The sequence below is a fragment of the Knoellia sp. AC549 genome (assembly GCF_979258975.1).
This window is the reverse complement of the sequence record NZ_OZ409890.1, coordinates 2,370,109-2,395,520: the sequence shown is the minus strand read 5'-3', so window position 1 is coordinate 2,395,520 and position 25,412 is coordinate 2,370,109. Positions and strand designations below refer to the sequence as shown.

At 69.8% G+C, this 25,412-nt stretch carries 30 protein-coding genes, 1 tRNA gene and 1 pseudogene; 13 read left to right on the top strand and 19 right to left on the bottom strand.

Translation table 11 applies throughout. From position 1 onward, the window contains the following. Positions 1–185 precede the first annotated feature (185 nt). The 6 genes from ACZZ98_RS11735 to ACZZ98_RS11710 form a co-directional block, all read right to left on the bottom strand. Positions 186–866, bottom strand: coding sequence for a hypothetical protein (locus tag ACZZ98_RS11735; protein WP_463516407.1), 681 nt, complete (start codon positions 864–866; stop codon positions 186–188). Positions 867–954: 88 nt separating this feature from the next. Next, complete coding sequence (locus ACZZ98_RS11730) at positions 955–1,419, bottom strand: hypothetical protein (protein WP_463516406.1); 465 nt, start codon at positions 1,417–1,419, stop codon at positions 955–957. 3 nt (positions 1,420–1,422) lie between these two features. Beyond that, on the bottom strand, positions 1,423–1,722 hold the full coding sequence (locus ACZZ98_RS11725; RefSeq protein WP_463516405.1) for a DUF3263 domain-containing protein: 300 nt from the start codon (positions 1,720–1,722) through the stop codon (positions 1,423–1,425). A gap of 103 nt (positions 1,723–1,825) precedes the next feature. Next, positions 1,826–2,503, bottom strand: coding sequence for an HAD family hydrolase (locus ACZZ98_RS11720; RefSeq protein ID WP_463516404.1), 678 nt, complete (start codon positions 2,501–2,503; stop codon positions 1,826–1,828). Between the two features lie 121 nt (positions 2,504–2,624). Then, complete coding sequence (locus tag ACZZ98_RS11715; protein WP_463516403.1) at positions 2,625–3,296, bottom strand: aquaporin; 672 nt, start codon at positions 3,294–3,296, stop codon at positions 2,625–2,627. Beyond that, complete coding sequence (locus tag ACZZ98_RS11710; RefSeq protein ID WP_463516402.1) at positions 3,293–3,775, bottom strand: ArsI/CadI family heavy metal resistance metalloenzyme; 483 nt, start codon at positions 3,773–3,775, stop codon at positions 3,293–3,295. The genes ACZZ98_RS11715 and ACZZ98_RS11710 overlap by 4 nt, the downstream gene beginning before the upstream one ends. A 121-nt stretch (positions 3,776–3,896) precedes the next feature. Between ACZZ98_RS11710 and ACZZ98_RS11705 the strand changes: the two genes are divergently transcribed. Beyond that, the gene (locus ACZZ98_RS11705; protein WP_463516401.1) at positions 3,897–4,247 is read left to right on the top strand and encodes an ArsR/SmtB family transcription factor; all 351 of its coding nucleotides are present in this window, start codon (positions 3,897–3,899) and stop codon (positions 4,245–4,247) included. A gap of 118 nt (positions 4,248–4,365) precedes the next feature. Here ACZZ98_RS11705 and ACZZ98_RS11700 read toward each other — a convergent pair whose 3' ends face one another. Both ACZZ98_RS11700 and ACZZ98_RS11695 read right to left on the bottom strand, forming a co-directional pair. Next, positions 4,366–4,860 carry an SRPBCC family protein gene (locus tag ACZZ98_RS11700; protein WP_463516400.1) on the bottom strand — a complete coding sequence of 165 codons (495 nt, stop codon included), beginning with the start codon at positions 4,858–4,860 and terminating at the stop codon, positions 4,366–4,368. A gap of 23 nt (positions 4,861–4,883) precedes the next feature. Next, complete coding sequence (locus tag ACZZ98_RS11695; protein ID WP_463516399.1) at positions 4,884–5,219, bottom strand: ArsR/SmtB family transcription factor; 336 nt, start codon at positions 5,217–5,219, stop codon at positions 4,884–4,886. Positions 5,220–5,338: 119 nt separating this feature from the next. Between ACZZ98_RS11695 and ACZZ98_RS11690 the strand changes: the two genes are divergently transcribed. The 3 genes and pseudogenes from ACZZ98_RS11690 to ACZZ98_RS11680 all read left to right on the top strand — a co-directional run bounded on the left by ACZZ98_RS11690 (position 5,339) and on the right by ACZZ98_RS11680 (position 8,046). Next, positions 5,339–6,016 (top strand): uracil-DNA glycosylase, encoded by a 678-nt coding sequence (locus tag ACZZ98_RS11690; RefSeq protein WP_463516398.1) that lies wholly within the window; start codon positions 5,339–5,341, stop codon positions 6,014–6,016. After that, positions 6,013–6,843, top strand: coding sequence for an SGNH/GDSL hydrolase family protein (locus ACZZ98_RS11685; protein WP_463516397.1), 831 nt, complete (start codon positions 6,013–6,015; stop codon positions 6,841–6,843). Before ACZZ98_RS11690 ends, ACZZ98_RS11685 begins: the two co-directional genes overlap by 4 nt. Before the next feature lie 35 nt (positions 6,844–6,878). Then, positions 6,879–8,046: pseudogene (locus ACZZ98_RS11680) on the top strand (acyl-CoA dehydrogenase family protein). A gap of 153 nt (positions 8,047–8,199) precedes the next feature. Here the strand turns inward: ACZZ98_RS11680 and ACZZ98_RS11675 are convergent. The 3 genes from ACZZ98_RS11675 to ACZZ98_RS11665 all read right to left on the bottom strand — a co-directional run bounded on the left by ACZZ98_RS11675 (position 8,200) and on the right by ACZZ98_RS11665 (position 11,661). Next, positions 8,200–9,048: a helix-turn-helix domain-containing protein gene (locus ACZZ98_RS11675; protein ID WP_463516396.1), complete on the bottom strand. Its 849-nt coding sequence runs from the start codon at positions 9,046–9,048 to the stop codon at positions 8,200–8,202. Positions 9,049–9,429: 381 nt separating this feature from the next. Next, positions 9,430–10,779: an MFS transporter gene (locus ACZZ98_RS11670; protein WP_463516395.1), complete on the bottom strand. Its 1,350-nt coding sequence runs from the start codon at positions 10,777–10,779 to the stop codon at positions 9,430–9,432. Between the two features lie 63 nt (positions 10,780–10,842). Next, entirely contained in the window at positions 10,843–11,661 is an 819-nt protein-coding gene (locus ACZZ98_RS11665; protein ID WP_463516394.1) for a MurR/RpiR family transcriptional regulator, read from the bottom strand. A gap of 84 nt (positions 11,662–11,745) precedes the next feature. On the opposite strand from ACZZ98_RS11665, the gene ACZZ98_RS11660 reads away from it, so the two are divergent. Beyond that, on the top strand, positions 11,746–12,948 hold the full coding sequence (locus ACZZ98_RS11660) for an MFS transporter (RefSeq protein WP_463516393.1): 1,203 nt from the start codon (positions 11,746–11,748) through the stop codon (positions 12,946–12,948). Between the two features lie 17 nt (positions 12,949–12,965). Here ACZZ98_RS11660 and ACZZ98_RS11655 read toward each other — a convergent pair whose 3' ends face one another. Continuing rightward, on the bottom strand, positions 12,966–13,823 hold the full coding sequence (locus ACZZ98_RS11655) for a MurR/RpiR family transcriptional regulator (protein WP_463516392.1): 858 nt from the start codon (positions 13,821–13,823) through the stop codon (positions 12,966–12,968). A gap of 136 nt (positions 13,824–13,959) precedes the next feature. On the opposite strand from ACZZ98_RS11655, the gene ACZZ98_RS11650 reads away from it, so the two are divergent. The 6 genes from ACZZ98_RS11650 (at position 13,960) to ACZZ98_RS11625 (ending at position 18,602) form a co-directional block, all read left to right on the top strand. Then, positions 13,960–14,541: a tripartite tricarboxylate transporter TctB family protein gene (locus tag ACZZ98_RS11650; protein WP_463516391.1), complete on the top strand. Its 582-nt coding sequence runs from the start codon at positions 13,960–13,962 to the stop codon at positions 14,539–14,541. A gap of 3 nt (positions 14,542–14,544) precedes the next feature. Beyond that, positions 14,545–16,200, top strand: a complete 1,656-nt coding sequence (locus ACZZ98_RS11645) for a tripartite tricarboxylate transporter permease (RefSeq protein WP_463516390.1) — start codon at positions 14,545–14,547, stop codon at positions 16,198–16,200. Beyond that, positions 16,197–17,198, top strand: a complete 1,002-nt coding sequence (locus tag ACZZ98_RS11640) for a tripartite tricarboxylate transporter substrate binding protein (RefSeq protein ID WP_463516389.1) — start codon at positions 16,197–16,199, stop codon at positions 17,196–17,198. Before ACZZ98_RS11645 ends, ACZZ98_RS11640 begins: the two co-directional genes overlap by 4 nt. A 73-nt stretch (positions 17,199–17,271) precedes the next feature. Next, entirely contained in the window at positions 17,272–17,892 is a 621-nt protein-coding gene (locus ACZZ98_RS11635; protein ID WP_463517769.1) for an RraA family protein, read from the top strand. A gap of 82 nt (positions 17,893–17,974) precedes the next feature. Next, positions 17,975–18,364: a universal stress protein gene (locus tag ACZZ98_RS11630; RefSeq protein ID WP_463516388.1), complete on the top strand. Its 390-nt coding sequence runs from the start codon at positions 17,975–17,977 to the stop codon at positions 18,362–18,364. 165 nt (positions 18,365–18,529) lie between these two features. After that, positions 18,530–18,602: transfer RNA gene (locus ACZZ98_RS11625), tRNA-Thr, on the top strand. Between the two features lie 19 nt (positions 18,603–18,621). Here the strand turns inward: ACZZ98_RS11625 and ACZZ98_RS11620 are convergent. From ACZZ98_RS11620 to ACZZ98_RS11610, 3 genes are read right to left on the bottom strand one after another with little or no spacing between them, the layout of a single operon-like run. After that, entirely contained in the window at positions 18,622–18,798 is a 177-nt protein-coding gene (locus tag ACZZ98_RS11620) for a hypothetical protein (protein ID WP_463516387.1), read from the bottom strand. 31 nt (positions 18,799–18,829) lie between these two features. Further along, complete coding sequence (locus tag ACZZ98_RS11615) at positions 18,830–19,153, bottom strand: hypothetical protein (RefSeq protein WP_463516386.1); 324 nt, start codon at positions 19,151–19,153, stop codon at positions 18,830–18,832. 26 nt (positions 19,154–19,179) lie between these two features. Further along, positions 19,180–19,611: an Hsp20/alpha crystallin family protein gene (locus ACZZ98_RS11610; protein WP_463516385.1), complete on the bottom strand. Its 432-nt coding sequence runs from the start codon at positions 19,609–19,611 to the stop codon at positions 19,180–19,182. A 126-nt stretch (positions 19,612–19,737) separates the two neighbouring features. On the opposite strand from ACZZ98_RS11610, the gene ACZZ98_RS11605 reads away from it, so the two are divergent. Then, complete coding sequence (locus ACZZ98_RS11605) at positions 19,738–20,064, top strand: MerR family transcriptional regulator (RefSeq protein WP_463516384.1); 327 nt, start codon at positions 19,738–19,740, stop codon at positions 20,062–20,064. 65 nt (positions 20,065–20,129) lie between these two features. Continuing rightward, complete coding sequence (locus tag ACZZ98_RS11600) at positions 20,130–20,384, top strand: acyl-CoA-binding protein (RefSeq protein WP_463516382.1); 255 nt, start codon at positions 20,130–20,132, stop codon at positions 20,382–20,384. A gap of 31 nt (positions 20,385–20,415) precedes the next feature. On the opposite strand, the gene ACZZ98_RS11595 is transcribed toward ACZZ98_RS11600, so the two are convergent. The 4 genes from ACZZ98_RS11595 to ACZZ98_RS11580 all read right to left on the bottom strand — a co-directional run bounded on the left by ACZZ98_RS11595 (position 20,416) and on the right by ACZZ98_RS11580 (position 25,300). After that, positions 20,416–21,105: a transglycosylase family protein gene (locus ACZZ98_RS11595; protein WP_463516381.1), complete on the bottom strand. Its 690-nt coding sequence runs from the start codon at positions 21,103–21,105 to the stop codon at positions 20,416–20,418. 106 nt (positions 21,106–21,211) lie between these two features. Then, entirely contained in the window at positions 21,212–22,048 is an 837-nt protein-coding gene (locus tag ACZZ98_RS11590) for a transglycosylase family protein (RefSeq protein ID WP_463516380.1), read from the bottom strand. A gap of 85 nt (positions 22,049–22,133) precedes the next feature. Continuing rightward, positions 22,134–23,588, bottom strand: coding sequence for a threonine/serine exporter family protein (locus ACZZ98_RS11585; protein ID WP_463516379.1), 1,455 nt, complete (start codon positions 23,586–23,588; stop codon positions 22,134–22,136). Next, entirely contained in the window at positions 23,585–25,300 is a 1,716-nt protein-coding gene (locus ACZZ98_RS11580) for a serine/threonine-protein kinase (protein ID WP_463516378.1), read from the bottom strand. The genes ACZZ98_RS11585 and ACZZ98_RS11580 overlap by 4 nt, the downstream gene beginning before the upstream one ends. Positions 25,301–25,412: the final 112 nt, after the last annotated feature.

The following is a 25,412-nucleotide window of genomic DNA, read 5'->3' as shown; positions in this document are numbered from 1 at the left end:
GTGATGTTCAGGCTTGGCACTCACTTGAGGAGAGTGCTAACGCCATTATTGGCACTCTCGCGTGGAGAGTGCAAACGCCCGATCCGGCGACGTCGGTGCGTTGCCCACCCCTTCCGCCGGAATGCACACCGCAGGCGGTATGCCGTCCGCCCACCTTTCACTGCGGAGGCGCCCCACGCCCCTGCTCAGCCGTCGTCCTCGACCCGGCGTCGGCGCTCCAGGGCGGAGCGGCGCTGGTCCTGCTTCCGACGACGCTTCACCTCGTGGCGCGCGACGGCGGCCGCGAGCAGCACCGGCCACACGTACTTCACCTTGTCCACCACGAAGCGCACCCAGCCCGGCAGCTCCCAGTCCGGCCAGGGGATCGACGGCAGGTCGACCGACGGCCATGGGATCGAGGGCAGGTCGACGTCGGGCACGGGAAGTCCCGGCACATCCCAGTCGGGCAGCCACGAGATGACCAGGCCGGCGAACAGTATGGGGATGAGGACCCGTGCGAGCGCGGCCGTGGTGTGCAGCACGATGTGCCGGCGTGGATGAGCACGGATCCGCTCCTCGCGGCGAGCCGCTGGCGAGCCCGACTCGGGCACGAGGTCGATCTCGACGGCATCCACCACCAAGGTCGCCCGCTTCACCCCGGTCAGCCCGGCGCGGACCACGATCTGCCCGCGCGCACCCCTCCCCGCGGACCGAGCCTCATCGCTCGGCTTGAGCGTGACGCGGTCGTCGATCGACGTCCGTTCCGCGACCGGAGAACCCGCACAGGTCCAGGCGTAGCGCCGGCTCATGCCGGCGTCCGTCACCTCGAGTCGATGGTCCCGACCGGCATACCTGAGTTCGAAGTTCTGCCCCGCCATGTCCTCCATGATCTCGTGGGAAGCTCCGCGGGCACATCCGTCGCAGGGTGAGGCCGCCTCCGACCGAGGTCTGATGTGCGGCCTGCTGCCTCAGTGCTCAGAGGGCGGGAGTGTGTCCCTCGAACGTCGCGCGCATCGCGCCGTCAGCCTCGGAGGACACCGGGTCATCGAGATCGGCGACGAAGACGGCAACGAGGGTGCGCGCCGGGTTGGACTGCGCCTCGGCGAGGGCGACCCGCCACGCGGCGAGGTTCGGGTGGTCGAGCTCCGTGCAGGCCTCTGCGGGCTCCAGGGACTCCACCGCGGCGGCCAGCTGCGAGGTGGTCAGCTCGAGGGTCGCGGTGGACCCGTCGTGTCCCAGCACCGTGGCCAGGATGACCGCGGGCAGACCGTGGCGCCCGCCCGGCGCGTTGATGTGTCCGAAGTCCAGCTCGGCCGAGCTGGACGCGGAGCTCAGCCCCACGGCATACGCGACCGGAGGGCGCCAGCCCTCGATCCTGGCGGCGAGGTGGTCCCGGATAGCGGCGAGGCCATCGGGGGTGCTCCAGTCGAGCTCGCTCACGGGTCAGCCCTGCGGCTGCAGGCCGAGGCGGCGGGCCGAGCGCGCGCGCTGACGGGTCGCGCGCTGGCGGCGGAGGCGCTTGACGAGCATCGGGTCGTGCTCGAGGGCGACGGCGCTGTCGATGAGCGCGTTGAGCACCTGGTAGTAGCGGGTCGGGCTCATGTCGAAGAGCTCCTTGATGGCCGACTCCTTGGACCCGGCGTACTTCCACCACTGGCGCTCGAAGTCGATGATGCGGCGGTCACGGTCGGTCAGCCCCTCGACACTGGATGCTGCGGACTGCTCTTCGTGGACGGCGTTCACGGTTCGACCCTTCTGGTGTGACGGCTGCGACCGCCAGCCTAACGGGCGAATGACACGCCTGTCATTAGGGTCGGCGTGTCCGCTGGACATGCCTGGGAGGTGGCTACTCAGGCGCCCCAGGGGTCACAGGGGCCCCGTTCAGCAGGTATGCCGTGAGCTCGTCTACGGTGTCGACGACGGTGTCCGGGTCGGTCGCCTCCAGCGCGGCACGCTCGCCTGCGCCCCACGTCACGGCCACGGCGGACATGCCGGCCGCCCGGGCCGCGAGGATGTCGACGGTGGCGTCGCCGACATAGACCGCCGTCGTCGGGTCGACACCGACCCTGGCCGCGGCAGCGAGCAGCGGCTCGGGGTCCGGCTTGTGCTTCGTCGTGTGCTCGAGGGCGCCGACGACGTCGATGAGGTGGTCGATGCCGACCGCCTCGAGCGCCAGGCGCGCCGTCTCGGTGCGCTTGCTGGTGACGATGTGAAGGTTCGCGCCAGCCTCGGTGAGGGTCGCGAGCATCTCGGGCACGCCGGCATACCGCTCGATGAGGCGTGCCGTGTTGGCGAGGTTCCACTCGCGGTAGGTGCTGTCGAGGTCGTGCCCGCGCTCGGGGTCCTCCTCGAGGAGCGCCGCCAGAAGCGGCCGGCCGATCCAGGCGCGGGCCCGCACCTCGTCGATCTCCTCGCCGCGCACCTCACGGAAGGCGTGCTGGTAGGACGCGACGATGAGCGGGATCGTGTTGGCGAGAGTGCCGTCGAGGTCGAAGAAGATGGTCTGCCAGCGCGGTGTCGTCACGCCCCCATCCTCGCCTCGTGTGTCCCACGCAGACGAATGGGTCTGCCTGAGGCACACGAGGCGAGCCCGGACGTGGGCTCGATGCCGGGGCTGGCGAGCGGGTCGACGACGGGGCACGCGCTCATGAGGGCTCCTGAGGGTCGAGGACGAGCAGGCGTATGCCGCCGAGTCCGATCGCGACGCCTGTCGCCTGGGCGAGGACGAAGGGCAGGACACCACCGGGTGCGATGCCGGCGAAGGTGTCGCTGAACATCCTGGCGATGGTGACGGCCGGGTTGGCGAACGAGGTCGAGGAGGTGAACCAGTAGGCCGCGAAGATCCAGGCAGCCACCAGGCCCGGCGCGAGGTGGCCCCGACCTCCACGGCTCACGTGACCGACCACCAGGACGAGGCCGGCCGTCGCGACCACCTCGCCGATCCACTGCCCCACACCGGCTCTGGGCTTGTCGGAGAGGTGCAGTGGCGCAAGGTCGTACATCAGGTTCGCGACCGCGACACCGAGCACTCCCCCGGCGACCTGCGCCACGGCATACCCCGGAAGTCGGGACCAGGGGAGGTCGCTTCGGACCGCCTGGGCCAGCGAGACAGCGGGGTTGAAGTGGGCTCCGCTCACCGGCGCGAGGACGGCGATGAGGACCGCTAGGGCAGCCACGGAGGCCAGGGCGTTGGCGAGGAGCTGCACGCCGACGTCATCGGTCAGGCGCTGCGCCATGATGCCGGAGCCGACGACCGCCGCGAGGAGCCCAGCAGTGCCGACGGCCTCGGCGGCGAGCGCCCGAGAAAGCGGGGTCACACGCAGCAGCCGGACTGCGCACCTGGTCCGGACGCGTCGATGACCTCGAGGGAGGCGGTGGCGGGTCGGGCGTCGGCCGGGTTCTCGTCCTTGACGGTGTAGACCTCCCACGGGGCGCCCGCTGGGTCGTGCACCCACACCTTGTCCTGGAGGGCGTAGCAGCAGGTCGTGTCGTTCTCGTCGAAGGCTGCGAGCCCGGCGGTGGCGAAGCGCTCGCGGGCCGCGGCGACGTCGTCGACGGAGGCGACCTCGACGCCGAGGTGGTTGAGGGCGCCGGCCGTCCCGGTGCCGCGCTGCCCCTCGGTGGTCTCGATGAGGACGAGCTTGAGCGGCGGCTCCGACACGGCGAAGTTCGCGTAGCCGGGGCGACGCTTGGCCGGCTCGACCCCGAACATCGCCGAGTAGAACGCGACCGAGGCCTCGAGATCGGTGACGTTGAGGGCGAGCTGGACGCGGGAGGTGGTCGCTGCAGTGGTCATTAGGGGTGCCTTCCGATAGATTGATGAAGGTCGATGAAGGCATTGAACCGCATACATCGACAACCGTCAATATCTAGGCTGGCCGATGCAGGCGGAGGCCACCGGGAGGGATGCAGACACCATGGGTGCGACGACCGCGGCGAGCGAGACCTCGTTGGACCAGGCTCCGTGCTGCGCGATCACCACTCCCGGGGGACTCACGAGGGAGCAGGCGGAGGCCAACGCCGTGCTGCTCAAGGCTGTCGCCGATCCGGTCCGCCTCCGCCTGCTGAGCATGATCCGCGACAGCGAGGGCGGCGAGGCGTGCGTCTGCGACCTCACCCCCGCCGTCGGACTCGCGCAGCCGACGGTGAGCCACCACCTCAAGGTGCTCACCGAGGCCGGTCTCATCGAGCGTGAGAAGCGCGGGACGTGGGCCTGGTTCCGCCTCGTCCCCTCACGGCTGGACGACGTCCGCTCGATCTTCGACTGACCGCCGACCCGGCCTCGGCTCATCCCCCCAGGCACCGAGCTACTGCACCGGAGATGGGGCAGTCACCCCACCTACGGTGCAGCAGGCGCGTCGTCGGCTGTGACCGGCGCGTCGGCGGTCAGGCGGCTTCCTTCGCGAGGATGTCGTCGATCTGGCCGATGGCGCCGGTGAGGCCTTCCTCCATGCCCATCCCGACGACCTTCTCGAGGTCCTCGGCGCTGCCGTAGGTCGTCGTCGTGACCATGCGCGTCCCGCCATCGCGCTCGGTGAGCTCGACGACACAGACGCCGACCGGCATACCCTCCATCACCTGACCGTCCTCGTCCGCGAAGGCGTCGGTGAAGGTGAGCCGGCTCGGCTCCTCGATCGAGTCGAGCGACCAGACGCCGCCGAACTTCTCGCCCTGCGGCCCGGTCATGTAGTAGCCGACGCGGCCCCCGGGGACGAAGTCGAAGTCGGTGACGGTCGCGGGGTAGGTCGGCGGACCCCACCACTGCTCGAGCTGGCGCGCGTCGGACCAGAGCTGCCAGATCCGCTTGACGGGAGCGGGGAAGTCGGAGGTGACGACGATCGAGTGGTCGTCGACGTTCTTGTCGATGCTCGTGACGGGCATGGTGCTCTCCTTCGGTGGGTGACTCATTCCGGGATGGCGAGGAGGTCGTCGATCTGCCCGATCCGCCCGCGCCACACGGTCTCGAACTCCTCGAGCAGCGAAGTGACGGACCGGATGGCCTCGACCTCCCCGCTCGCGAGGGCCTCGCGACCGCTGCGACGCTTGCTGACCAGGCCGGCTCGCTCGAGGACCGCGACGTGCTTCTGCACGGCCGCGAAGCTCATGTCATAACCGCGAGCCAGGGTCGACACCGAGTGCTCCCCCGCCAGGACGCGGCGCAGGATGTCGCGACGCGTGCTGTCGGCGAGGGCATGGAAGAGGGCATCCACCCGCTTCTCGCGCTCCTCTGGTGTGTTCATGCAGGCCAATCTACAACCAGATGGTTGTAGATTGTCAAGACCTTTCGACGCCGCGTGTGCCCGAGCCGACGCTCGAGCGTGCCGTCAGGCACACGGGGCACGGTCCTAGGGTGGGGAGCGTGACTTCGCGCCCCCTCCACGAGCTCGTCCATCCCACGTGGGCGGCGGCCCTGGCACCGGTCGAGTCGACCTTGACCGACCTCGGGGAGTTCCTGCGGGCCGAGGTGGCGGCGGGCCGCGGCTACCTCCCGGGCGGAGCCCACATCCTGCGGGCGTTCGAGCAACCGCTCACGGATGTCCGGGTGCTCATCGTGGGCCAGGACCCGTACCCGACGCCGGGACACCCGATCGGCCTGAGCTTCGCCGTCGCGCCGGACGTGCGCCCGATCCCCCGCAGCCTCGTCAACATCTACACCGAGCTCCAGAGCGACCTCGGCCTGCCGGCACCCACGAGCGGTGACCTCACGCCCTGGGCCGAGCGTGGCGTGCTCCTGCTCAACCGCGTCCTCACCGTGCGCCCCGGCGCGTCGGCGAGCCACCGCGGCAAGGGCTGGGAGCAGGTCACCGACTGCGCCATCGACGCTCTCGTCCACCGTGGCGGTCCGCTCGTCGGGATCCTCTGGGGTCGCGACGCCCGAGCGCTGAGGCCGCGCCTGGGCGACCTGCCGTGCGTGGAGAGCGCGCACCCATCACCCCTGTCCGCGCGGTCCGGGTTCTTCGGGTCGCGACCGTTCAGCCAAGCCAACGACCTGCTCGTCCGCCAGGGCGCCGACCCCCTCGACTGGAGACTTCCGTGACCCCTGCACCCCCGAACGCGTCCCGCGTGTGGACCACGTACGTCGCGATCGGTGACTCGTTCACCGAGGGGATGTCCGACCCGGATCCCGAGAACGACGACGCCTGGATCGGCTGGGCCGACCGTCTGGCGGAGTCCTTGAGCGACCTGGCGCAGATGGAGCGCCTGCCGTTCCGCTATGCCAACCTCGCCGTGCGGGGGCGACTCCTCGGTGACGTCGTCGGACCCCAGCTGGACCGGGCCCTGGCCATGTCGCCCGACCTCGTGTCGCTCGTCGGTGGGGGCAACGACCTGCTCCGACCCGGGGCCGACACCAACAGGATCATGGAAACCCTCGAGGACGCGGTGATCAGGTTGCGGCAGAGCGGTGCTGACGTCCTGCTGGCCACCCCGGTCGACCCCCAGGAGGCCGGGCTGCTCAAACCCCTGCGCGGTCGGCACGCCGTCCATGCAGCCAACCTCTTCACCATCGCGCAGCGACACGGTTGCTACGTCCTCAACCTGTGGGGCATGCCCGCCCTGCGCGACTGGCGGCTCTGGGCCGATGACCGCATCCACCTCACGACCGAGGGCCATCGACGCGTCGCCCTCGCGGCCCTCGCGGCCCTGGGTCACGCCACCGACGAGGACGACTGGCGCACCCCTCTCGCGCCCGGTGACGCGACGACGAGGCGCCAAGAGCTCCGCGCCCACGCTGCCTGGGCCCGCGAGCACCTCGCTCCGTGGGTCCAGCGCCGGATGAAGGGCCAGTCGAGCGGTGACGCCGTCGCGCCGAAGCGACCGGACCTCGCGCCCATGCGCCCGTTCGACGACGGCCCCGGAGGCTGATCGAGCACCCGGGCCGTCGCGTTACAGTCGCCCGTATGCCGGTCAATCGCCTTCTGCCCACCGATGAGGGTCACGAGCTCGATCGAGCTCACCCGCGAGATCTGCGACAAGGAGCTGCGCCCGCGGGTCGACGAGGCCGAGCGGGCCGCAGCGACCGACGAGGCCTTCCCGACCGAGGTCTTCAAGACCCTCGGGCGGGCCGGGCTGCTGTCCCTCCCCCACCCCGAGGAGCACGGTGGCGGCGCCCAGCCCTACGAGGTCTACCTCCAGGTCGTCGAGGAGATCGCGTCGGCCTGGATGAGCGTGGCGGTCGGGGTCTCGGTGCACTCGCTCACGGCCTATCCCGTGACGACCTTCGGCACGCCTGAGCAGCAGGCGGCGCTCCTGCCGGGGATGCTGTCCGGTGACCAGCTCGGGGCCTACGCCCTCTCCGAGCCCCTTGCCGGCTCGGACGTCGGCTCCATGACGACCAGGGCGACGCGGTCGGACTCCGGTGACGGGGCGGCATACGCGATCAAGGGCCGCAAGGCCTGGATCTCGCACGCCGGGCACGCCGACTACTACACGACCTTCGCCCGGACCTCCGACGACGGCGGGCGCGGCCTCTCGTGCTTCATCGTCCCGGCCGGCTCCGACGCCATGACCTTCGGCGCGCCCGAGAAGAAGATGGGCCTGCACTGCGACACGGTCCGCGAGGTCATCTATGACGGTGTGCCGGTCGACGAGGCCAACCGGATCGGTGACGAGGGGCAGGGCATGGCGATCGCCCTGTCCGCCCTGGACGCCGGTCGGCTCGGGATCGCCGCCGGCGCAACGGGACTGGCGCAGTCAGCGCTCGACGCGGCGACGGCATACGCGAAGGAACGGCAGCAGTTCGGACGCGCGATCGCAGCCAACCAGGGACTCGCGTTCATGATCGCCGACATGGAGGCTGCGGTCTCGGGCGCCCGGGCGGCCTACCTGTATGCCGCGCGCCTCAAGGACGCCGGTCGCCCCTTCTCCAAGGAGGCCGCGGTCGCGAAGCTGCTGGCCACGGACGCCTCGATGAAGGTGACCACGGATGCGATCCAGGTGCTGGGCGGTGCCGGCTACACGCAGGACTTCCCGGTGGAGCGGATGTTCCGTGAGGCGAAGGTGACGCAGATCTTCGAGGGGACCAACCAGATCCAGCGGCTCGTCATCAGCCGTCACGTCTTGCGCTGACCGGGCCCCCTCCGGCTCGCGCAGGTGCCGGGAGATGACGAACCGGGCCGTCTCATACACGGCCCGGTCACCTCTTTATAGGTGGCCGACCCTGCCCGGCCCGTGACCGACACGCGTCGCCCTCGCATCCACCACGTGACGATCCGGTGCTGGTCACCACTCCCAAGCGATGCCGACGACAGGGCTGCGCGGGTGCGTGGCCACGAGGGTCACGGTGTCGCGGTGTGCGCCGTGCTCGATCGAGCTGACGCGCTCGACGTCCTGCATCGAATGCCCTTCGACCCGCCAGGCCGAGCGGGGTGACTCGCCGAGGAAGCGCACTGTGCAGGTGAAGATCGTCGGTGGATAGAGGAAGCCCGCTGAGTACCTCGTCATCGGCGCGGCCCCGTCCTGCCGCTCGACCACGTAGTTCAGCTCGAGGGGGGCCAGGTCACCGGCCGCGAGCACGCGGTCCAGCTCGACGTGAAGCGACAACAGGTGCGAACCCCTGTCCACGTCGAGGGTGTGGCCGCCGACCACGTCCTGGAGGTCTGTGCGGACCTCACCGGGTTGGGTCGGACGGAAGAAGCGGAAGTCGCTCACGCCGTCAGCCAATGCCTCGACGATCCGGAAGTCGCGCACCCTCACCCGCCGACGGTCAGCATTGAACTCCACGTGCTGGTGCGCGACGACGGACTTGAGCGCACTGAACCGCGCTCCATCGGGCCACCACGGGTAGGGGACCGGAGGCGCGAAACCATCGAGGTCCTCCGGTCGGGGGACCAACCAGCCGACCTCCCATGACTGGATGAATCCGCGCAGACGGTATGACTCATAGCCCAACGCCGCACCGAGCGCCTCCAGGGTGGCGCGGTGCGGACGCGTGAGCCGACCGGCCTCGAGCTCGCGGATGCTTCTCTCGCTCACTCCTGACGCCTCTGCGAGCTCCTGCTGGGTGAGCGCGAGCTCGCGCCGCCGGCGGCGCAGCCGGCCGGCAGCAGAACCTGCTCCGACACCAGTCACGCCAGCCACTGTAGGTCGAGCGTCTGCATCCCCGCGGCGATGACTGCCGGATTCCTGCCGCATCGGCCCGGGTCGGTGACGACGGCAGGGAAGCACAGCGCCAGCCACAGTGAAATCCGTTGCAGCACAGCGGAATTCACTCGCGCCGGTCCGCCGACGCAGACCGGTCAGAGCAATTCTGCCGCCTTCCTGCCGATTGCGTTGCTCGTGGCACGGGTGGTTTTCTGACCGAGCACACGCAACCCTGGCCCAGTTTCGGGCCAGGTCCGGTGGGCAGGGGGGCGCGGTCAGGGGCCGTGGTCGGGTGTCTGAGCGAGCAGGCCGGGGGGCTCGCTCAGCCACCCTGACCCCCCGGACCCGAGCGTTGGCGACGCCGTCGCGTCAGCCACCGTCCTGGTCGCGTGAGATCCCCGGCAGCAGCGTCTCGCCGGCACGCAGCGCATCCATCGCGCCCGGGTGCTCGTCGATGTAGTCGAGACCCTTGTGGCGGTAGCGCCAGATCTGGACGGCGCCGATCCCCCAGAGCAGGAACTGCACCGACATCGCGACCTTGAAGTCGTCGAGGGTGTAGGTCCCCGGCCCGCCCGGTGCACGCTGGTCGAGGATCAGGCCGATGAGCGCCATCATCACGAGCGAGGCGAAGAAGCCGCCGATGTTGATGACACCCGTGGCGCGCCCCAGCCGGTCGGAGGGGTGGAAGCTGCGGGCGAGGTCGAAGCCGACCATCGACCCGGGACCGCCGAACGCCATGACGCAGACGAGGAGCACCAGGAGCCACAACGGTGCTCGGCCGGGCCAGAGGAGCACCACCGCCCACACGGTCGCGATGGCCACGACGATGCAGAGCACGATCTGCGAGCGGCGATAGGGCAGGCGCCCGGTGAGGCTGCCGATGACGGGCCCTGCCACTACCGCCGACAAGGTGAGGGTGATGAGCAGGCCGCCGGCCACCGCCGGGCTGAGCCCCTGCCCCTCGACGAGGAACGGGTAGCCCCACAGCATCGTGAAGACGGTCGCCCCGAACTGGCCGGTGAAGTGGATCCACATCCCCAGCCGGGTGCCCGGGTTGCCCCAGACCTCGCCGAGGGTGCGGGCGAGCGCGCGCACCTTGATCTTCTCGACGGCCTCGCCCGTGTAGGGCGAGTCCTTGACGAGGAGGACCAGGCCGACCAGGAGGACCGAGCCGGCACCGGCGGCGATCGAGAAGGAGCGCTCCCACCCCCATCGATCCAGCGCGTGGGCCAGAGGGGTCGCCGCGGCCACCGCGCCGAGCTGCCCGATCATCCCGCTCAGCTGCGTGATGATCGGCGCCTGCTTGACCCGGAACCACAGCGCGACGAGGCGCAGCATGCTCGTGAAGATCATGGCGTCGCCGATCCCCAGCAGGACGCGCGCGGCGAGCCCCATCGCGAAGCTGTCGGCGAACGCGAACCACAGCTGCCCGGCCGTCATGAGCGTGAGCCCGATGAGGAGCAGGAGTCGCGACCCGAAGCGGTCCAGGAGGACGCCCACGGGAATCTGCATCCCGGCATACACGAGGAGCTGCAGGACCGTGAACGTCGCTAGCTGGGACGCGGTGATGTCGAAGCGTTCTGCCGCAACGAGGCCCGCGACGCCGAGCGAGGTGCGGTGGAAGATCGCGACGGTGTAGACCGACAGCGCGACGACCCAGATCGTCCATGCGCGACGTCGCCCGATGTCGTGGATCTGGCGTCGGAGCGGTCGCGTCACCGCTTGATTCTAGAGACGCACGAGGTATGCCGTCCGGCTCGTCCGCGTCGGCGGCTCCGTCACTCACCCTTGCTCAAGGAGCGACCGCTTCAGCCCGTGGACGCGAGCCTCGGACTCGCTGACCCGGGACGGGTCGTACCGGATGAGCGCGTACTCCAACGCATACGCCAGGACGAGGGCTGGCACGAGCACTCCGTGCTGAACGGTGGCCCGGGGAAGGGTGAGGACGTGGTCGGGAAGGTCCCGGAGAGCCAGAGCCGACTCGTCCGTCACCAGCATGGAGCGGGCCTGTGCGCCGAGGCTGACGAGCAGTGGCGCGATCCGTGCGGCCTCCTCACCGAAGGCGAAGACGAGGATCGCGTCGTCGTCGTGCACCGTGGACAGGCGCTGGGCCAGGTCCGACCCGGACACCCGGACACCCGTCGTGGCCATCCCCAGCAGCGCGAGCTTGCGCTCGCTGAAGGCAACCAGGGGCTCCATGAGCCCACATCCGACGACGTAGACGTGGCGGGCGCTCCCGAGCATCGACGCCGCCGCGTCGAGGGCCTCCTGACTGATCGTCTCGGTCAGCTCGGTCAGGATCCGGGCCTGCGTCCGGGTCACGTCGCTCAGGGATGACCCCTGGCCCTTGCCTGCCAGACTCGGCGCGTCGACCGCCGTCTGGTCTCGGGTCAACTGGGAGCGCAGCTCCTTGTAGCCGCGATACCCCACCTTCTGGGAGAAGCGGACGACGGCTGACTCATGGAACCCGAGCAGCTCGCCCAGTCGACGAGCCGTCAGGCCCTGGACGTCACCCGGGCGGGACAGCAGCACATCGGCGATGGCCCGGTCCGCCGGTGTCAGCGTTGCGGTGCAGTTCTGGATCGCCGTTCGAACGGTCACGGTGCCTCCGGCTCGGTCCTCGGTCGTGTGGTGCAGATCGTGCCATGTTCTGCAACTATTGCCGGTTCCAGAGGAAGGCACCACATGATCGGTCGGCAGAACGGGGCGTGGCGCACCGAGCGCCTGGTGCTGGCTGCGCTTGCGTGCTCGGTCGCCGCCCAGTCCATGGTCCGACCCACGGCGACCTATCGAGCCCTCGAGCTGGGCGCAGGCGTCCTAGGGGTGTCCCTCGTCGTGGCTGCGTCGTCCGCGCTCGCCGTGATCGGCGCGGTCCCCATCGGGCGCTGGATCGATCGCACGGGCCCGAAGACATGCATCACCGTCGGTGGCGCCTCCCTGACCGTTGCCACCATCGGCGGCGCGCTCAGCTCCAACCTGGCCATGGTCGCCGCGTCGATGGCACTGGTCGGCATCAGCCACGTGGCGGTGCTGCTCGCGGCCCAGGCCATGGCTGCCCACGCCTCGTCACCGATCCATCGGCAGCAGCGGTTCGCCCGCAACGCCATCGCCGCCTCCCTGGGCCAGATCGTGGGCCCCGCGATCGCGGGCTGGGTCATCGCCATGGCGTGGCCGAGCGAACGGTTCCCGACGACCGGGGCGTTCCTCGCCGCAGCGGCGATCGCAGCGGTCGCGACGGCGCTCGCACTCGCCATGGCTCCTGCCACACCTGCCGATCCCGGACAGGGCAAGGGTTCGACCAAGCTGTCCTCCCGCCTCATGCTCGACCTCGCCGGCCGGCCCGGGATGCCGGCGGCGCTCTCGTCCGGCGTGGCGGTGCTCATTGCCCTGGACGTGCTGATGGCCTACCTGCCCCTCATCGGCGAGGAGGCAGGGCTCTCCCCGGCAACCGTCGGAGGACTCCTCTCCTTGCGGGGAGTGTGCGCGCTGGTCTCACGCCTCCTGATGACGCCGATGATCCGCCGCATCGGCACCAGGGCGGTCCTGGCGGGAACCATGCTTGCCTCCTCCCTGTCGCTGTCCGCGATGGCGTGGGCCACCGAGGTCTGGCAGCTGACCCTCCTCATCGGGATCTTCGGCTTCGGCGTGGGGGTCGGGGCCCCGATGACCGCGGCTTGGGTCGCCCAGGTCTCACCGGTCGAGCTGCGTGCGACAGCGCTGGGCCTGCGGCTCAGCGGCAACAGGCTGGGTCAGGCCCTGGTCCCGCTGGGCCTGGGCTCGGTGGCCGCGAGCTACGGCGTGGGCATCGTGCTCGTTGCACCTGCGGTGACGCTGTTGGCCTGCACATGGTGGGTGTCACGGGCGGACCTCGGCGAGTCCCAGGGATGACCCTGAGCGTCGGCGGCTCAGGCCGGCCCGGGGGACTTCAGGACGATCTCGTCCTGTCCACCGGTGAGCCGGATCAGGTCCTCGATGCGGTGGCGCACAGCCAGGTTCTGGTCGGCGTCGAGGTGGTAGATCGCCAGCTGCAGGGCGTAGCAGATCAGGGTCGGCACGACGGTCGTGTGATAGCCGGGGTCGCCGTCGCGCGGTGCGGCGAGGAGATGGTTCGGCTGGGGGCGGAACGCGAAACCCGGAAGGTCGGCGATCATCACGGTCTTGCCCCCGAGCCGCTGCGCCTCGGCCATCAGCCGACCCAGGTAGGACGGCGCCTGCTGCAGGACGAAGGCGACCAGCACGGAGTTCTCGTCGAACCCGACGAAGTGCTCGGCAACGTCCTTGGGCGTCCCGATCATGGGCACGACGGTGAGGCCGAGCCGCCGCAACCGTCGGTCGAGGAGGGCGAGCAGTGGGCGTGAGTCGTTGTTGCCGGTGATGTAGACCCGGTTGGCGCCCTGAACCGTCCGTGCCGCAGCATCCAGGTCGGCCTGGGAGATGAACTCGGCCACCCGGCGCAGTGCCCGGACCTCGTCGTCGATGAAGCTGCGCAGGTCCGGCCCGGACGAGCTGCGCATGACCTGCTCGCCGGCCTCCGGCCGCTCTCCGCCCCTCTGCCGCAAGCTCTCCCGCAGCTCGGGGTACCCGCGGTACCCGAGCTTGCGCGCCAGGCGGATCACGGTCGTCTCGTGCGTGCCGGCGCGCTTGGCGACCGACGCCGCAGTGGCGGCACCGGATTCCACGTCGAGCAGCAGAACGTTGACGACCTTTCGCTCACTGTCGGTGAGTTCGCGATCCAGGGAGGCCAGCGCAGCTTTGAGGGTCATCGTGACTCTTTCATTGGAGCTCGGATGGTCAGCAACGTACAGGTGTTGACAACGTAGCATGCAGTCCTGCAAACTTGCGCAGGACCGCAGGACAGTTGCATGCAGTCGCCCTCAGCGCAAAGGAGCGTGGGACGTCATGGCTACACCCACAGCACGAACCGCACTCGTCCTCGAGGGCAGCGTCAGCATCGCTGCCGTCGTCGGCGGACTGCTTCTCGTCGTCGCCGGCGCGCGATACGGGCTCTCCAGCCCGACCGGCATCGGGCCGGGGACGTTCCCCGCTGCGGCTGGGGCCCTGATGACCTTGTCGGGAGTCCTGCAGCTGCCGGGCCTGGCCCGGCAGCGCGCCGAGCTCGGCGCGGTGGCGGCGGGACCCGCCACGGTCCACGGGCACCCGGTTGATGGGGGCGCTGACGTCGGCGCTGCCGCCGTCGTCGGTGCCGAGGACCTGCTCCCCGACCGGCAGGGGCTCATCCGGGTGGTGGTGGTCGTCGTGTCCACCCTCGCAGCAGCGGCCCTCCTCAACTCGTTGGGCTTCATCATCGTGGTCGGTCTGTACCTGGCGGTCGTCCTGAAGGTCGTGGGTCACCGGAGCTGGCTGCGATCGGCTCTGGTCGGCTTCCTCGTGGCCTTCGTCATCGGCGAGGGGTTCTCCCGCCTGCTGAACGTCGCGCTCCCACAGGCGCCGTTCCCGTTCCTGCAGCAGTTCGGGGTCTGAGTCATGGCCTTCCCCGACCTCTTCGCCGGATTCCTGGCCGTCCTCACCCCGCACCACCTGTTGTTCGCCCTCCTCGGCTGCATCATGGGGATGCTCGTGGGTGTCCTGCCGGGGTTCGGTCCCGCGGCCGCCGTCTCGCTCCTCATCCCCGTCACCTTCGGGCTCGACGCCACCACCGCCCTGATCACGCTCTCGGCGATCCTGTACGGCGCCGCCTACGGGGGGACCACCACCGCAGTCCTGCTCAACATTCCCGGGGAAGCCTCGTCCGTGGCGACCGCCATCGACGGCTACCAGATGGCCAAACAGGGTCGAGGTGGACCAGCGCTCGTCATGGCCGCCGTCGCCTCGTTCGTCGGCGGCACCATCGCCGTCGTGGGCTTCGTGCTCGTCGCTCCCTTCAGCCGCCTGGCTCTGGAGTTCGGACCGCCGGAGCTGTTCGCGGTGGCCCTCCTCGGGATGACTCTGATGACGAGCTTCGTGGGCTCGTCCATCCCCAAGGCCCTGCTCAGCGCAGCGGCTGGCCTGGCCATCGCCACCGTCGGTCTCGACCCGGGCACCGGCACCGAACGCTTCACCGGGGGCCTGCCCCAGCTCTTCGACGGCATCGGTCTTGTCGCGGTCGTCATGGGCTGCTTCGGCCTGGCCGAGCTGCTCTCGCACGCACAGGTGGGGCCGCACGGCATACCTCGCCTCTTGTCGGTCAACCGGCTCCTGCCCACACGGGACGACGTGCGTCGGTCCGGAGCACCCATCCTGCGCGGGTCCGTCATCGGCTTCTTCATGGGCCTCCTGCCGGGCTCGCCCGGAGCGGCGACCTCCCTGGCGTCCTACGCCGCAGAGAAGGGCGTCTCCAAGACGCCCGAGCGGTTCGGGAAGGGCGCCATCGAGGGCGTTGCGGGACCGGAGGCAGCGAACAACGCCCTGGCCGTGTCGTCACTGATCCCCTTGTTCACCCTGGGCATCCCGACCTCCGCCACCGTGGCCATCATGGCCAGCGCCTTCACGGTCAACGGCCTCATCCCCGGCCCCCTTCTCTTCCGGGACAATCCGGACGTGGCGTGGACGATCATCGCCAGCCTGCTCGTGGGCAACTTCATCCTGCTGGTCCTCAACGTCCCGTTCGCCCGGGTGTGGATCCAGCTCCTCAAGACCCCGTTCGCCTACCTCACGATCGCGATCCTCGCGTTCATGTTCATCGGGTCCTACAGCATCAACGGCGACGTCTTCGACATCTACGTGCTCGTCGCGGCGGGCGTGCTGGGTTACATCTTCCGGCTCGTGGACATCCCTCTGACGCCACTCGTCCTAGCCCTCATCCTCGGCCCGATGCTCGAGGACAACTTCCAACGGGCACTGTCCCTCTCGCAGGGCGACTTCAGCATCCTCTACACCGGCCCGATCAACACCACGCTGCTGATCGCCAGCGTGGTGGCCGTCCTGGCCAGCGTCGTGCGCCCCGCGGTCAGTCGCCGCCTCGCCGCCCGCTGGGACGCGTCCCCCGCTGCCACGCCTGACCAAGTTCCCCCTGCGGATGCCCCGAACGTCGACCCGACGGACGAGCCGAGCACCACCACCCTCACCACTTCCCCGCCATCCGCTGACAGCAACACCGCTGACACAGGGACACACCCCAACAAGGAGCAAGGACCGTCATGAAGATCACCCGCCTCACGGCCGGCGCACTGGCTGCAGCCATCGCCCTCACCCTGTCCGCCTGCGGTAGCAGCCAGACCCCCGCCGCTTCGAGCTCGGCAGCCTTCCCGCCCAAGGGCAAGACGGTCGAGATCATCGTCCCGTCGGCCGCCGGCGCCGGCAACGACATCCTTGCGCGGATCCTCGCGCCTCGCTTGGAGAAGGAGCTGGGCACCAACGTCCAGGTCGTCAACAAGGAGGGCGGCGGCCAGGTCATCGGCCTCACGGCCTTGGCGAAGGCCAAGCCTGACGGGCTGACCATCGGCTTCACCAACCTTCCCTCGGTCCTGGGCCGATACATGGACCCCAGCAAGAAGGCGACGTTCAACCGGGAGAGCTTCGCGCCGGTCGCGAGCTTCGCGACGAACGCCGTCGTGATCGCGGTGAACGCCAAGAGCCCCCACAAGGACCTCCAGAGCCTCCTCGACGCGGCCAAGGCGAACCCCGGCAAGCTGAACGCCGCTACCGACTCGCGCGCTGGCGACGACCACATCAACCTGGTGCGCCTGCAGGAGTCGCTGGGCGTGACCTACAACATCGTCCACTTCGACAGCGGCGCGGACAAGGTCGCTGCCCTGGTGGGCCAGCAGGTCGACTTCATCGTCGGCGGCGTGTCCAGCGTGTTCGGTCCCTACAAGTCGGGCGACCTGCGCATCCTGGCCGTCATCGACGACGAGGCGAGCCCCTTCATGCCCGACGTCCCGACCCTGAAGAGCCTCGGGTTCACGCAGGACACGATGACCAGCCTGTTCACCCTGTCGGCCCCGGCTGGCACGCCGGCCGCCACGGTGGCCGTGCTCGAGAAGGCCGTCCAGACCGCTGTGGCCGACACGGCCATCCAGCAGAAGATGAAGGACTCGGCCGTCAACGCCGCCTTCACCCCTTCGGCGGAGGTCGCCTCGGCCTGGAAGCAGCGCGAGGACTCCACCCGCCCGGTCATCGAGGCAGTCCTCGCCAAGTGACCTTGGCAGCCCACACTCCCCGCCCTGTCCGTCCCGCCCACCCCACATCGCCGAAGGAGACGCCATGAGCGCCATGGGCCGCACCGCTGACGCAGTACCTCACAGCTCGACCGACGACCCTCTGCTCGACCGGTTCCGCGTCCTACCCGCAGCCAACGTCGGTGACGCCATGGATCGGATGGGTTTGCTCCACTCCAGCATCCAGAGCATCTGGCCCGGCGGGACCCTCGTGGGAACCGCCTTCACCGTCTGGACGCGAGCGGGCGACAACAAGGTGATCCACGAGGCGTTGGCGCTCGCCCGACCCGGAGACGTCCTCGTCATCAACGGCCAGGGCGACGAGTCGAGGGCACTCATCGGCGAGTTGATCGGCGCCCGTGCGAAGGTCAACGGAATCGTCGGCTTCGTCCTCGACGGTGCCGCTCGCGATGCCGACATGCTCATGCGCATGGAGATGCCCGTCTTCGCTCGCGGCGTGACCCCGGCCGGTCCCTTCAAGCACGGGCCCGGCTTCCTGGGCCAGACCATCGCGGTCGGCGGCGTCGCCGTCGCCCCGGGCGACTACATCATCGGCGACGCCGACGGTGTGGCCGTCGTGCCGAGAGCGGCGGCAGCCGAGGTTGCTACCGCTGCCGAGGCAGTCTTCGCCCGGGAGACCGAGCGGCGAGCCGCCATCCTCTCCGAGCTTGCCTGACGTCCTGCGGGGTCCGCCGTCCTAGCGGTGGGCCCGTCGCGAACAGACAAGCTCCGCAGTCCAGTCCGACAAGGAAGAGATCATGACCATCATCGTGGGCTTCGTGCCGACACCAGAAGGACGAGCAGCCCTCGACTACGCAGTCCAGGAAGCATCCATGCGTCGGGCCCGCCTGGTCGTCATCAACTCCAGCCGTGGCGACACCGTGGTCGACGAGCACTACGCCCAGGAGCCGGACCTTGCCACAGCGAGGGCGGCCGTCGAGAAGGCTGATCTCGTCTGGGAGCTGCGCCAGCCCGTCCGCGGTCTCGACGCCGCCGACGAGGTGGTCTCTGCGGCGGCCGAGTACGACGCCGACCTGATCGTGATCGGCATGCGACGCCGGTCGCCCGTGGGCAAGCTGTTCCTCGGCAGCGAGTCGCAACGGATCCTGCTGAACGCGGACTGCCCGGTCGTTGCCGTGAAGGCGTAGGGCCGCGTCACCGTGTGACACCCGTGACAGACGGGGTATGCCGTCCGCCCCCGTCCGTGCGGTCGGCTGTCGGTCCCGCCGCTTCCGGCTGTGACGATGGGGGCCCGGCCGCCGGCGACGGGTAAAGTGCGGGTCGCCGTCGGGGGCGAATGCTCGCCGACGTGCGCTGGCGTGGCGCAATTGGTAGCGCACCTGTCTTGTAAACAGGTGGTTGAGAGTTCGAGTCTCTTCGCCAGCTCTGGAGGTCTCGTGAGCTCTCAGTTCGGGGTCTGAGTGGACTCTCGCCGAGTGCGCTCCGGATGCTCGGTGCGATCCTCCGACTCGGCCAGGATGGCCCGCGCCTGGGCTTCCGGGTCATCACTCCCGACTGCTTGCTCCTCTGGGAGCAGCTCGGCCCGAGTGCTGATGCCGTCCTCGGCGAATTCTTGGCTCATCGTCCGACCGTACCCCTGAGGCCTCACCCGGTCACGCGGTCGTCGGGCCGCCCCTCCTGTTGAAGGGGCGGCCCGACGACCCGTCTGCCGGAGGGCTGCGGACCCGAGGCCGAGATCGGTGCACCGGGGCGCGGCGCCGTGGGATCTGACGGCGAGCGACGGGATGCCAGGAAGCGCGCCCGCGAGGAACACGTCGCACGGGTCGTCCGGCGGCCACCCGGCCCCCGCCCCAGGCGTTCTCGATGATCGCCTGGAACTCGGCCGCCAGCAGGTCGGGATCCTCCAGGATGACGTCGAGGAAGTCGTCGATCTCCTGAGGGCTCACCGACGGCGCCAGCGGTGCGTCCGTGCACATGCCAGCCACGGGAACTCCCACCCGCGTCAGGCCGAGATGGCCTGACGCTCGTGGCCGTTGCTGTTGATCTCGATCTTGCGGGGCTTGGCCTTCTCGGCGACGGGCACCCTCAACCGCAGCACACCCTGGTTGTAGTCCGCCTGGATGTGGTCGGTGTCCAACGTGTCGCCGAGGATCAGCTGCCGGCTGAAGACTCCCCGGGGCCGTTCGGCCGCGATCAGCTCCGTGCTGTCGTCGGTGCCGGGACGCTCAGCCCTGACCGTGAGGACGTTGCGCTCGACGTCGAGGTCGATGCTCTCCGGCGTCACCCCGGGAAGGTCGAGCTCCACGACGAAGGTGTCCTCCTCGCGCCACGCGTCGATCGGCATGACGGAGGGACGGGCCAACGTCCCCACGGTGCCGAAGGCCTGCTGAGCCATGCGGTCCAGGTCACGGAACGGGTCGGTGCGCATCAACATCGTCATCACCTCCACACAATCGTGATGCCCTTGAACGGGCCACAGATCCCGGATGGATCTATGGTGTGCGCTATAGGTTTTATATAGCACCAGCCAGCATTTCAGCGCAACCCCAGGAGGACAGGAATGGCGAAGGGCTCGGGACCGCCCGCCGACCCGAACTCAGGCGTCGCCGGCGACAAAGGTGTCTACAGCATCTCGGTGGCTGCCGAGCTGGTGGGCACGGGTGCCCAGAACCTGCGGCTCTATGAGGCCAGAGGCCTGCTCGAGCCTGACCGCACCGACGGGGGCACCCGCCGCTACAGCGAGGACGACATCGTCCGTCTCCAACGCATCAGCCAGCTGTTGGAGGACGGTCTCAACCTGGCCGGGATCGGCCAGATGCTCGAGCTCGAAGCCGAGAACGCCGACCTCCGGCGGGAGAACGCCGCCCTGCGGAGCTTCTCGAGGTGAGGAACGGCGACCTCCGCGGGCCTAGTGCGACATCCGAGGGTCTCGCCACGACTACGCTGACCAGCATGGCTGGCACTGAGTTCGAGCAGGCTGTCGCGTCCGTCGGGAAGCTCGCCGAGGACCCCGGCAACGACACCAAGCTGCGCCTCTACGCGCTCTACAAGCAGGCGACGGTCGGCGACGCCGACGGCAGACGTCCGGGCTTCACCAACCCGGTCGGTCGTGCGAAGTACGACGCGTGGGCCAAGCTGTCCGGGACCTCGAGCGAGCAGGCCGAGGCCGACTACGTCGCCGAGGCCTCGAGGCTCACCGGAGGCTGACGCCCGGGCAGGACGCGCCGTTCGACGCAGCTCAGTCGAAGATGCGGTTGAGGTAGCGCTGGAGCGCAGCGGTGGTCCTGGGACCCCAGGACCCGTCCTGCACGGCGCCGACCTTGGCCTGGAGCGCCTTGGTCGTCTTCGGGCCGAGTGACCCGTCGGGCGAGGACCCGACCTTGTTCTGCAGCTTCCTGATGTCCTCGCGCGACCAGGAGGCGTCGATCGATCCGCCGACCCAGGTCTCGAGGCCCCTGCGGGTGTTCGGACCCTTCTGTCCGTCGACGGTCAGCGGGAAGACGGTGCGCGTGGTGTCACGCGAGACGGGGACGGCGAGCCCGTTGGCTCGGGTCAGCCCGGCGCGGACGCTGCACGTCGGCCAGGCACCGGGGCCCTGCACCTTGAGGACCTCCTGCGCGATCAGGATCTGCTGCGCCTTCGTGGCCCGGTTCGCGGTCGTCGCGTAGCGCTGCCCCCCGAAGCCCTTCCAGGTGCTGTAGGAGAACTGCAGTCCGCCGTAGTAGCCGTTCCCTGTGTTGATCGACCAGTTGCCACCGCTCTCGCAGGCGGCCACACGGTCCCAGACGTTCTCGGCCGCGCCGGCGCTGGTCGCCAGCCCGAAGACGGCGGCGGACGCCGTGGTGGCGAGGAGCGCGGTGCCGACGACTGCGCGGCGTAGGGGCCGGCGTCGAGTCGGATGGGCGGGGAACTCAGGGGCGAACAGCATGACCGAAGTCCTTTGCGTCAGGGGACGACAAAGGACGCTACGTCACATCAGTCACAAATTTCAACGCTGTCACAGAACTACACAACTGTAACTTGCGCACCACGCGTCACGCAAGCAGACCGTAACGGCGTGTCCCACGGGCGACGAGGAGGGCGGACCCGGCACCGCCGGGCCCGCCCCTTCCGCCACCTCGGTGGGTCAGCGCGAGTTGAGGTGCCGCTGCAGGGCAGCCGTGGTCTTCGGACCCCATGAGCCGTCCTGCCGGGAGCCGACGATGGCCTGGAAGCTTCTTCACGTCAGTGCGGCTGAAGGAGCCGTTGACGCTCCCTCCCACCTTCCTCTCGAGGAGGCGCGTGTCCGCCCTGCCGATACTGGCATTGACCGAGCCGCCCACCCAGCGCTCGATCGCCCTGCGGGTGGCCGGGCCCTTCTTGCCGTCGACGACGAGCTTGCCCGGTCGGGCAGCGGCGCGCGAGACCGCGGTCGGCGCCGGCGCCGATGCTGCTGCGGCCCCGTTGGCGCGGGTCAGGCCGGCACGCTTGCTGCAGACCGGCCACGCGCCTGGGCCCTGGACCTTGAGCGTCTTCTGGGCGATCTCGATCTGCTGCGCCTTCGTCGCGCGATTCGCGGTGGTGGCGTAGCGCTGACCGCCGAAGCCCTTCCACGTGCTGTAGGAGAACTGCAGCCCGCCGTAGTAGCCGTTGCCCGTGTTGATAGACCAGTTGCCGCCACTCTCGCAGGCGGCGACGCGATCCCACACCGTCCCGGCCGCGGTCGCTGGCTGGGCCATGGTCGTGGCTCCACCGACGGCCGCGGCAGAGGTGACGGCGACACCGAGCAGGCGGCGTCGGACGGGTGAGGACTTCGGGGCAGCGTGCTTCGGGCTGTAGAACATCGGCAGGGGTCCTTGCGGTGGGGGGTGACCGGACAGGGGATCGGCCAAGCCCCGACCGTACCGGCGACCGGCAAAGGTCACAAGAAGATCACGGATATTCACAAGTCTGTGAAACATCTACCCCCACGAGATGTCACACGCGTGCGCGTCGACGCGCTCGCGCCAGCCGCCTGTCCCACGGCGAGGCGATGATCTCGCCGAGGGTGGTCCCGGTGGCGATCGCGAGCAGCACACCCGCGGCACCGAGCAGCGTGACGAAACCTGCCTGGGAGGACAGCGGCCCGATGGTGGCCGACTCCTGACCCACGAGCTGATAGAGGCCTCGGAAGATGGTCAGACCGGGCAGCAACCCAAAGCTCGCCGGGACGACGACCGCCATCGCCGGCGCGCCGAGCCGAAGGGCGACGAGCCGGCCCACCAGTCCCAGCGCCATCGCCGCGAGCCCCGTCGACGTGACCGCACCGACGTCGACGACTCGGGTGAGGACGGCATACACACTCCCGGCTGCCACTGCGAGGGTGGCCGTGGGCAGCACGAGCCGACGCAGGGTCTGCATCGTCACCGACCCACACGCACCCACCACGAAGGCCCCGACGATCGAGGCCCACCACTCCGCCTGGGTCGTGCGGAGGTCGAGGACTGTGGGCGAGACGAAGGTGAACGACAGCGCCTCGGTGAGCCGGATCGTCATCCCCAGCGCCACCGCGACGCCGATGATGATCCCGGTCAGCGACACCAGGACGGCGAGGAGGCGGCCCGCACCGGTCACGGCATACCCCGAGATGACGTCCTCGACCGCGGAAGCCATCGTCCGCCCCGGAAGCAACGCGACGATGCCGCCGGCAACGATGAAGGCAAAGTCATTGCCTCCCAACGGAATCCAGCCCTGCGCACCCAAGGCATAGGCCACCCACGCCAGGGCGGTGGCGACGAAGGCGCTGATCGCGTTGGAGTAGAAGTCAGGCAGATGCAGCGGCTTCATCACCCTCGACACCGCCGACACGGCGAGCACGACGAGAACCGTGATGCCAGCGGTGAAGAGGCTCGCGCCGATCATCACGGCGACCGCCGCAGCGAGTCCGGCATTCGCACTCGTCACCGCCCAGTCGGGCCAGGTGCGTCGCGCCCGCTTGATGTCGCGCAGCTGTTCGACAGCCTCGGGGAGCTCGATGTGCCCACTGACGAACGCGTCCACCAGCTCGTGCACCGCCACGAGCCGCGCATAGTCGTGGCGGGTGGACCGCACCACGCGCAGCTCGGTCACCGCGTGCACCGCATCGACGTGGGCGTGCACGAGCAGGGACTGCAGGGTGATGTCGATCTCGACGCTGTTGAGACCGGCGGCCGCGCACACGGCCGCGACCGATCCCTCGACCTGCGGGGCGCCGCCACCCGAGCGCAGCATGAGCTCGCCGAGCCGCACGGCGAGGTCGAGCGCCTCACGAACCCGGGCCTCCTCGGCCCCCTCGATGGCGACCCTGGCGTTGCGATAGGGGGTGCGACGCAGGAGGTCGACGAGCGGCATGGGTTCGGTCGGCGGGCCACCCTGCAGGCGCCATGGCCGACGGGGGCGGTCCGCGTCGCTCACGGCAGGCTCAGCCGATCGGCCCAAGGCGTCCCGGTCGGCCACCACGACGGCTCACCCGCGACGACACCCGCGGCCGCCACTGCGACCGCAGCGACGAGCAGCAGCAGCACGAGGACCCGGGCGCCACTCGGGCCGGGGCTCGCGCCGCGGACGAGGCTGCGGGTGCCGCGGCGCAGGCCTGCGCCACCCGGACCCCACCAGGCCATGAGTCCCGCGAGCAGCCCACCGAAGGCGAGCGGTCCCGGCGCGTCGGGCTGGGGTGAGCCACTCCCCTGCACCGCCACGAGGGCCAGCGCCGCGCAGAACACACCCGAGACGGCGATGAGGCCCGGCATGATCGCACCGAAGAGCGAACCCACCACCCCGAGCAGCAGGTGCCACGGACCGGCCACGACCGCCACCGGGATGTCGCTGCGCCGCCGCCCCTTGTCGTGCCGTCGCAGGATGAGCGAGGTGACCGAGCGGTCGGCGGTGCGGGCCAGCACGATCCACAGGAGCAGCCCGAGCGCCGCGACCATCGGCGCGGTGGCCGCGGTGGCGACGAGCACCGCGAGCAGCGCCGCGACCGTGCCGCTGCGGCTCGGCCGACCGATGCGCGGGTCGGTCTGTGGCTGACCCTCGCGCGCGGCGTCCCAGTCGTTCTGTCCGGGCTCCGGCGGTGGGTATGCCGGGTGCTCCAGCTGTCGTTCCGGCGCCACCGAGGGTGCCATGGGAGCTGCCACGGGGGGCGCGATCGACGGCGCGATCGCCCGAGCCACAGGTGGAATCGTGGGCTGGATCTGCGTGCGGGACAACGGAAGTGCGGCCGTTCTTGCCACCCCCAACGACTGCGTGGGAGGAGTCGGGCGGCGTGCCTTGATGACGTCGGTGACGAGCCCGCCATGGGCATATCGCTCGAGCGCCTCGACGACCTCGCGCTGGTGCGGGCGCTCGCCCGGGACGGGTGCCAGGGCGGCATACAGGAGCGGCGCGATGCGCTTGTCGACCCCCTCGAGGTCGGGCTCTCCGGTGGTCACCCGGGTGAGGACGGCGTCCATCGGTCCACGCCCGAAGGGCGGTCGGCCGGACGCGGCATACGCAAGGGTGGCGGCCCAGCCCCACCAGTCGGTGGCGGTCGAGACGGGTGCGCCCTCGACGACCTCGGGCGCGAGGTAGCCGGGCGTGCCCATGACGAGACCGGTCAGGGTGAGACGGATGTCGTCGGCGACGTGCGCGATGCCGAAGTCGATGACGACCGGGTCACCGTCGACGATGAGGACGTTGCCCGGCTTGAGGTCACGGTGGATGACGTCACTCGCGTGGATGACGTCGAGCGCCTCGGCGAGGCCTCGCCCGAGCCGGTGCAGGTCGTCGGGGCCCATCGGTCCGTGCACGCCCACGACATCGTCCAGCGGAGGGCCCGGCACATAGCGGGTGACGATGAAGGGCCGCTCCCCGTCGACGTCGGCGTCGATGACCGGAGCGACGCGGGGGCTGCGGATGCGCCTCAGCGTCTCGACCTCGCGGCTCAGCCGAGCCCGCGCGGCGGGGTCGTGCGCGACGTGCGGTCGCAGGACCTTGATGGCGACGGCCTTGCCCTGCCGGTCGAGCCCGAGGTGGACCACGCCCATGCCGCCCTCGCCGAGCCGCTGGACGAGACGGTAGGAGCCGAGCAGCGCGTGCTCGGGCAGTGCGTCCCTCCCACCCGAGTCGTCAAGGATTTCGGCAGTCATGACAGACACGGTATGCCGTGTGGCTGGATGAGACCTGTCCGAACCACCGAAGGGGGCGCGATTGGAATGTGACTGGTGGGACTGATGTGACTCGGTCGTGGCCTGTCGGAAG

Bases quoted from the DNA above. Each gene is read 5' to 3' on its own strand.
- ACZZ98_RS11735 (WP_463516407.1), bottom strand. From the start codon at position 866: ATGGAGGACATGGCGGGGCAGAACTTCGAACTCAGGTATGCCGGTCGG.
- ACZZ98_RS11710 (WP_463516402.1), bottom strand. From the start codon at position 3,775: ATGACCACTGCAGCGACCACCTCCCGCGTCCAGCTCGCCCTCAACGTC.
- ACZZ98_RS11705 (WP_463516401.1), top strand. From the start codon at position 3,897: ATGGGTGCGACGACCGCGGCGAGCGAGACCTCGTTGGACCAGGCTCCG.
- ACZZ98_RS11700 (WP_463516400.1), bottom strand. From the start codon at position 4,860: ATGCCCGTCACGAGCATCGACAAGAACGTCGACGACCACTCGATCGTC.
- ACZZ98_RS11695 (WP_463516399.1), bottom strand. From the start codon at position 5,219: ATGAACACACCAGAGGAGCGCGAGAAGCGGGTGGATGCCCTCTTCCAT.
- ACZZ98_RS11660 (WP_463516393.1), top strand. From the start codon at position 11,746: ATGATCGGTCGGCAGAACGGGGCGTGGCGCACCGAGCGCCTGGTGCTG.
- ACZZ98_RS11655 (WP_463516392.1), bottom strand. From the start codon at position 13,823: ATGACCCTCAAAGCTGCGCTGGCCTCCCTGGATCGCGAACTCACCGAC.
- ACZZ98_RS11650 (WP_463516391.1), top strand. From the start codon at position 13,960: ATGGCTACACCCACAGCACGAACCGCACTCGTCCTCGAGGGCAGCGTC.
- ACZZ98_RS11645 (WP_463516390.1), top strand. From the start codon at position 14,545: ATGGCCTTCCCCGACCTCTTCGCCGGATTCCTGGCCGTCCTCACCCCG.
- ACZZ98_RS11640 (WP_463516389.1), top strand. From the start codon at position 16,197: ATGAAGATCACCCGCCTCACGGCCGGCGCACTGGCTGCAGCCATCGCC.
- ACZZ98_RS11635 (WP_463517769.1), top strand. From the start codon at position 17,272: ATGGGCCGCACCGCTGACGCAGTACCTCACAGCTCGACCGACGACCCT.
- ACZZ98_RS11630 (WP_463516388.1), top strand. From the start codon at position 17,975: ATGACCATCATCGTGGGCTTCGTGCCGACACCAGAAGGACGAGCAGCC.
- ACZZ98_RS11620 (WP_463516387.1), bottom strand. From the start codon at position 18,798: ATGAGCCAAGAATTCGCCGAGGACGGCATCAGCACTCGGGCCGAGCTG.
- ACZZ98_RS11615 (WP_463516386.1), bottom strand. From the start codon at position 19,153: ATGTGCACGGACGCACCGCTGGCGCCGTCGGTGAGCCCTCAGGAGATC.
- ACZZ98_RS11610 (WP_463516385.1), bottom strand. From the start codon at position 19,611: ATGTTGATGCGCACCGACCCGTTCCGTGACCTGGACCGCATGGCTCAG.
- ACZZ98_RS11605 (WP_463516384.1), top strand. From the start codon at position 19,738: ATGGCGAAGGGCTCGGGACCGCCCGCCGACCCGAACTCAGGCGTCGCC.
- ACZZ98_RS11600 (WP_463516382.1), top strand. From the start codon at position 20,130: ATGGCTGGCACTGAGTTCGAGCAGGCTGTCGCGTCCGTCGGGAAGCTC.
- ACZZ98_RS11595 (WP_463516381.1), bottom strand. From the start codon at position 21,105: ATGCTGTTCGCCCCTGAGTTCCCCGCCCATCCGACTCGACGCCGGCCC.
- ACZZ98_RS11580 (WP_463516378.1), bottom strand. From the start codon at position 25,300: ATGACTGCCGAAATCCTTGACGACTCGGGTGGGAGGGACGCACTGCCC.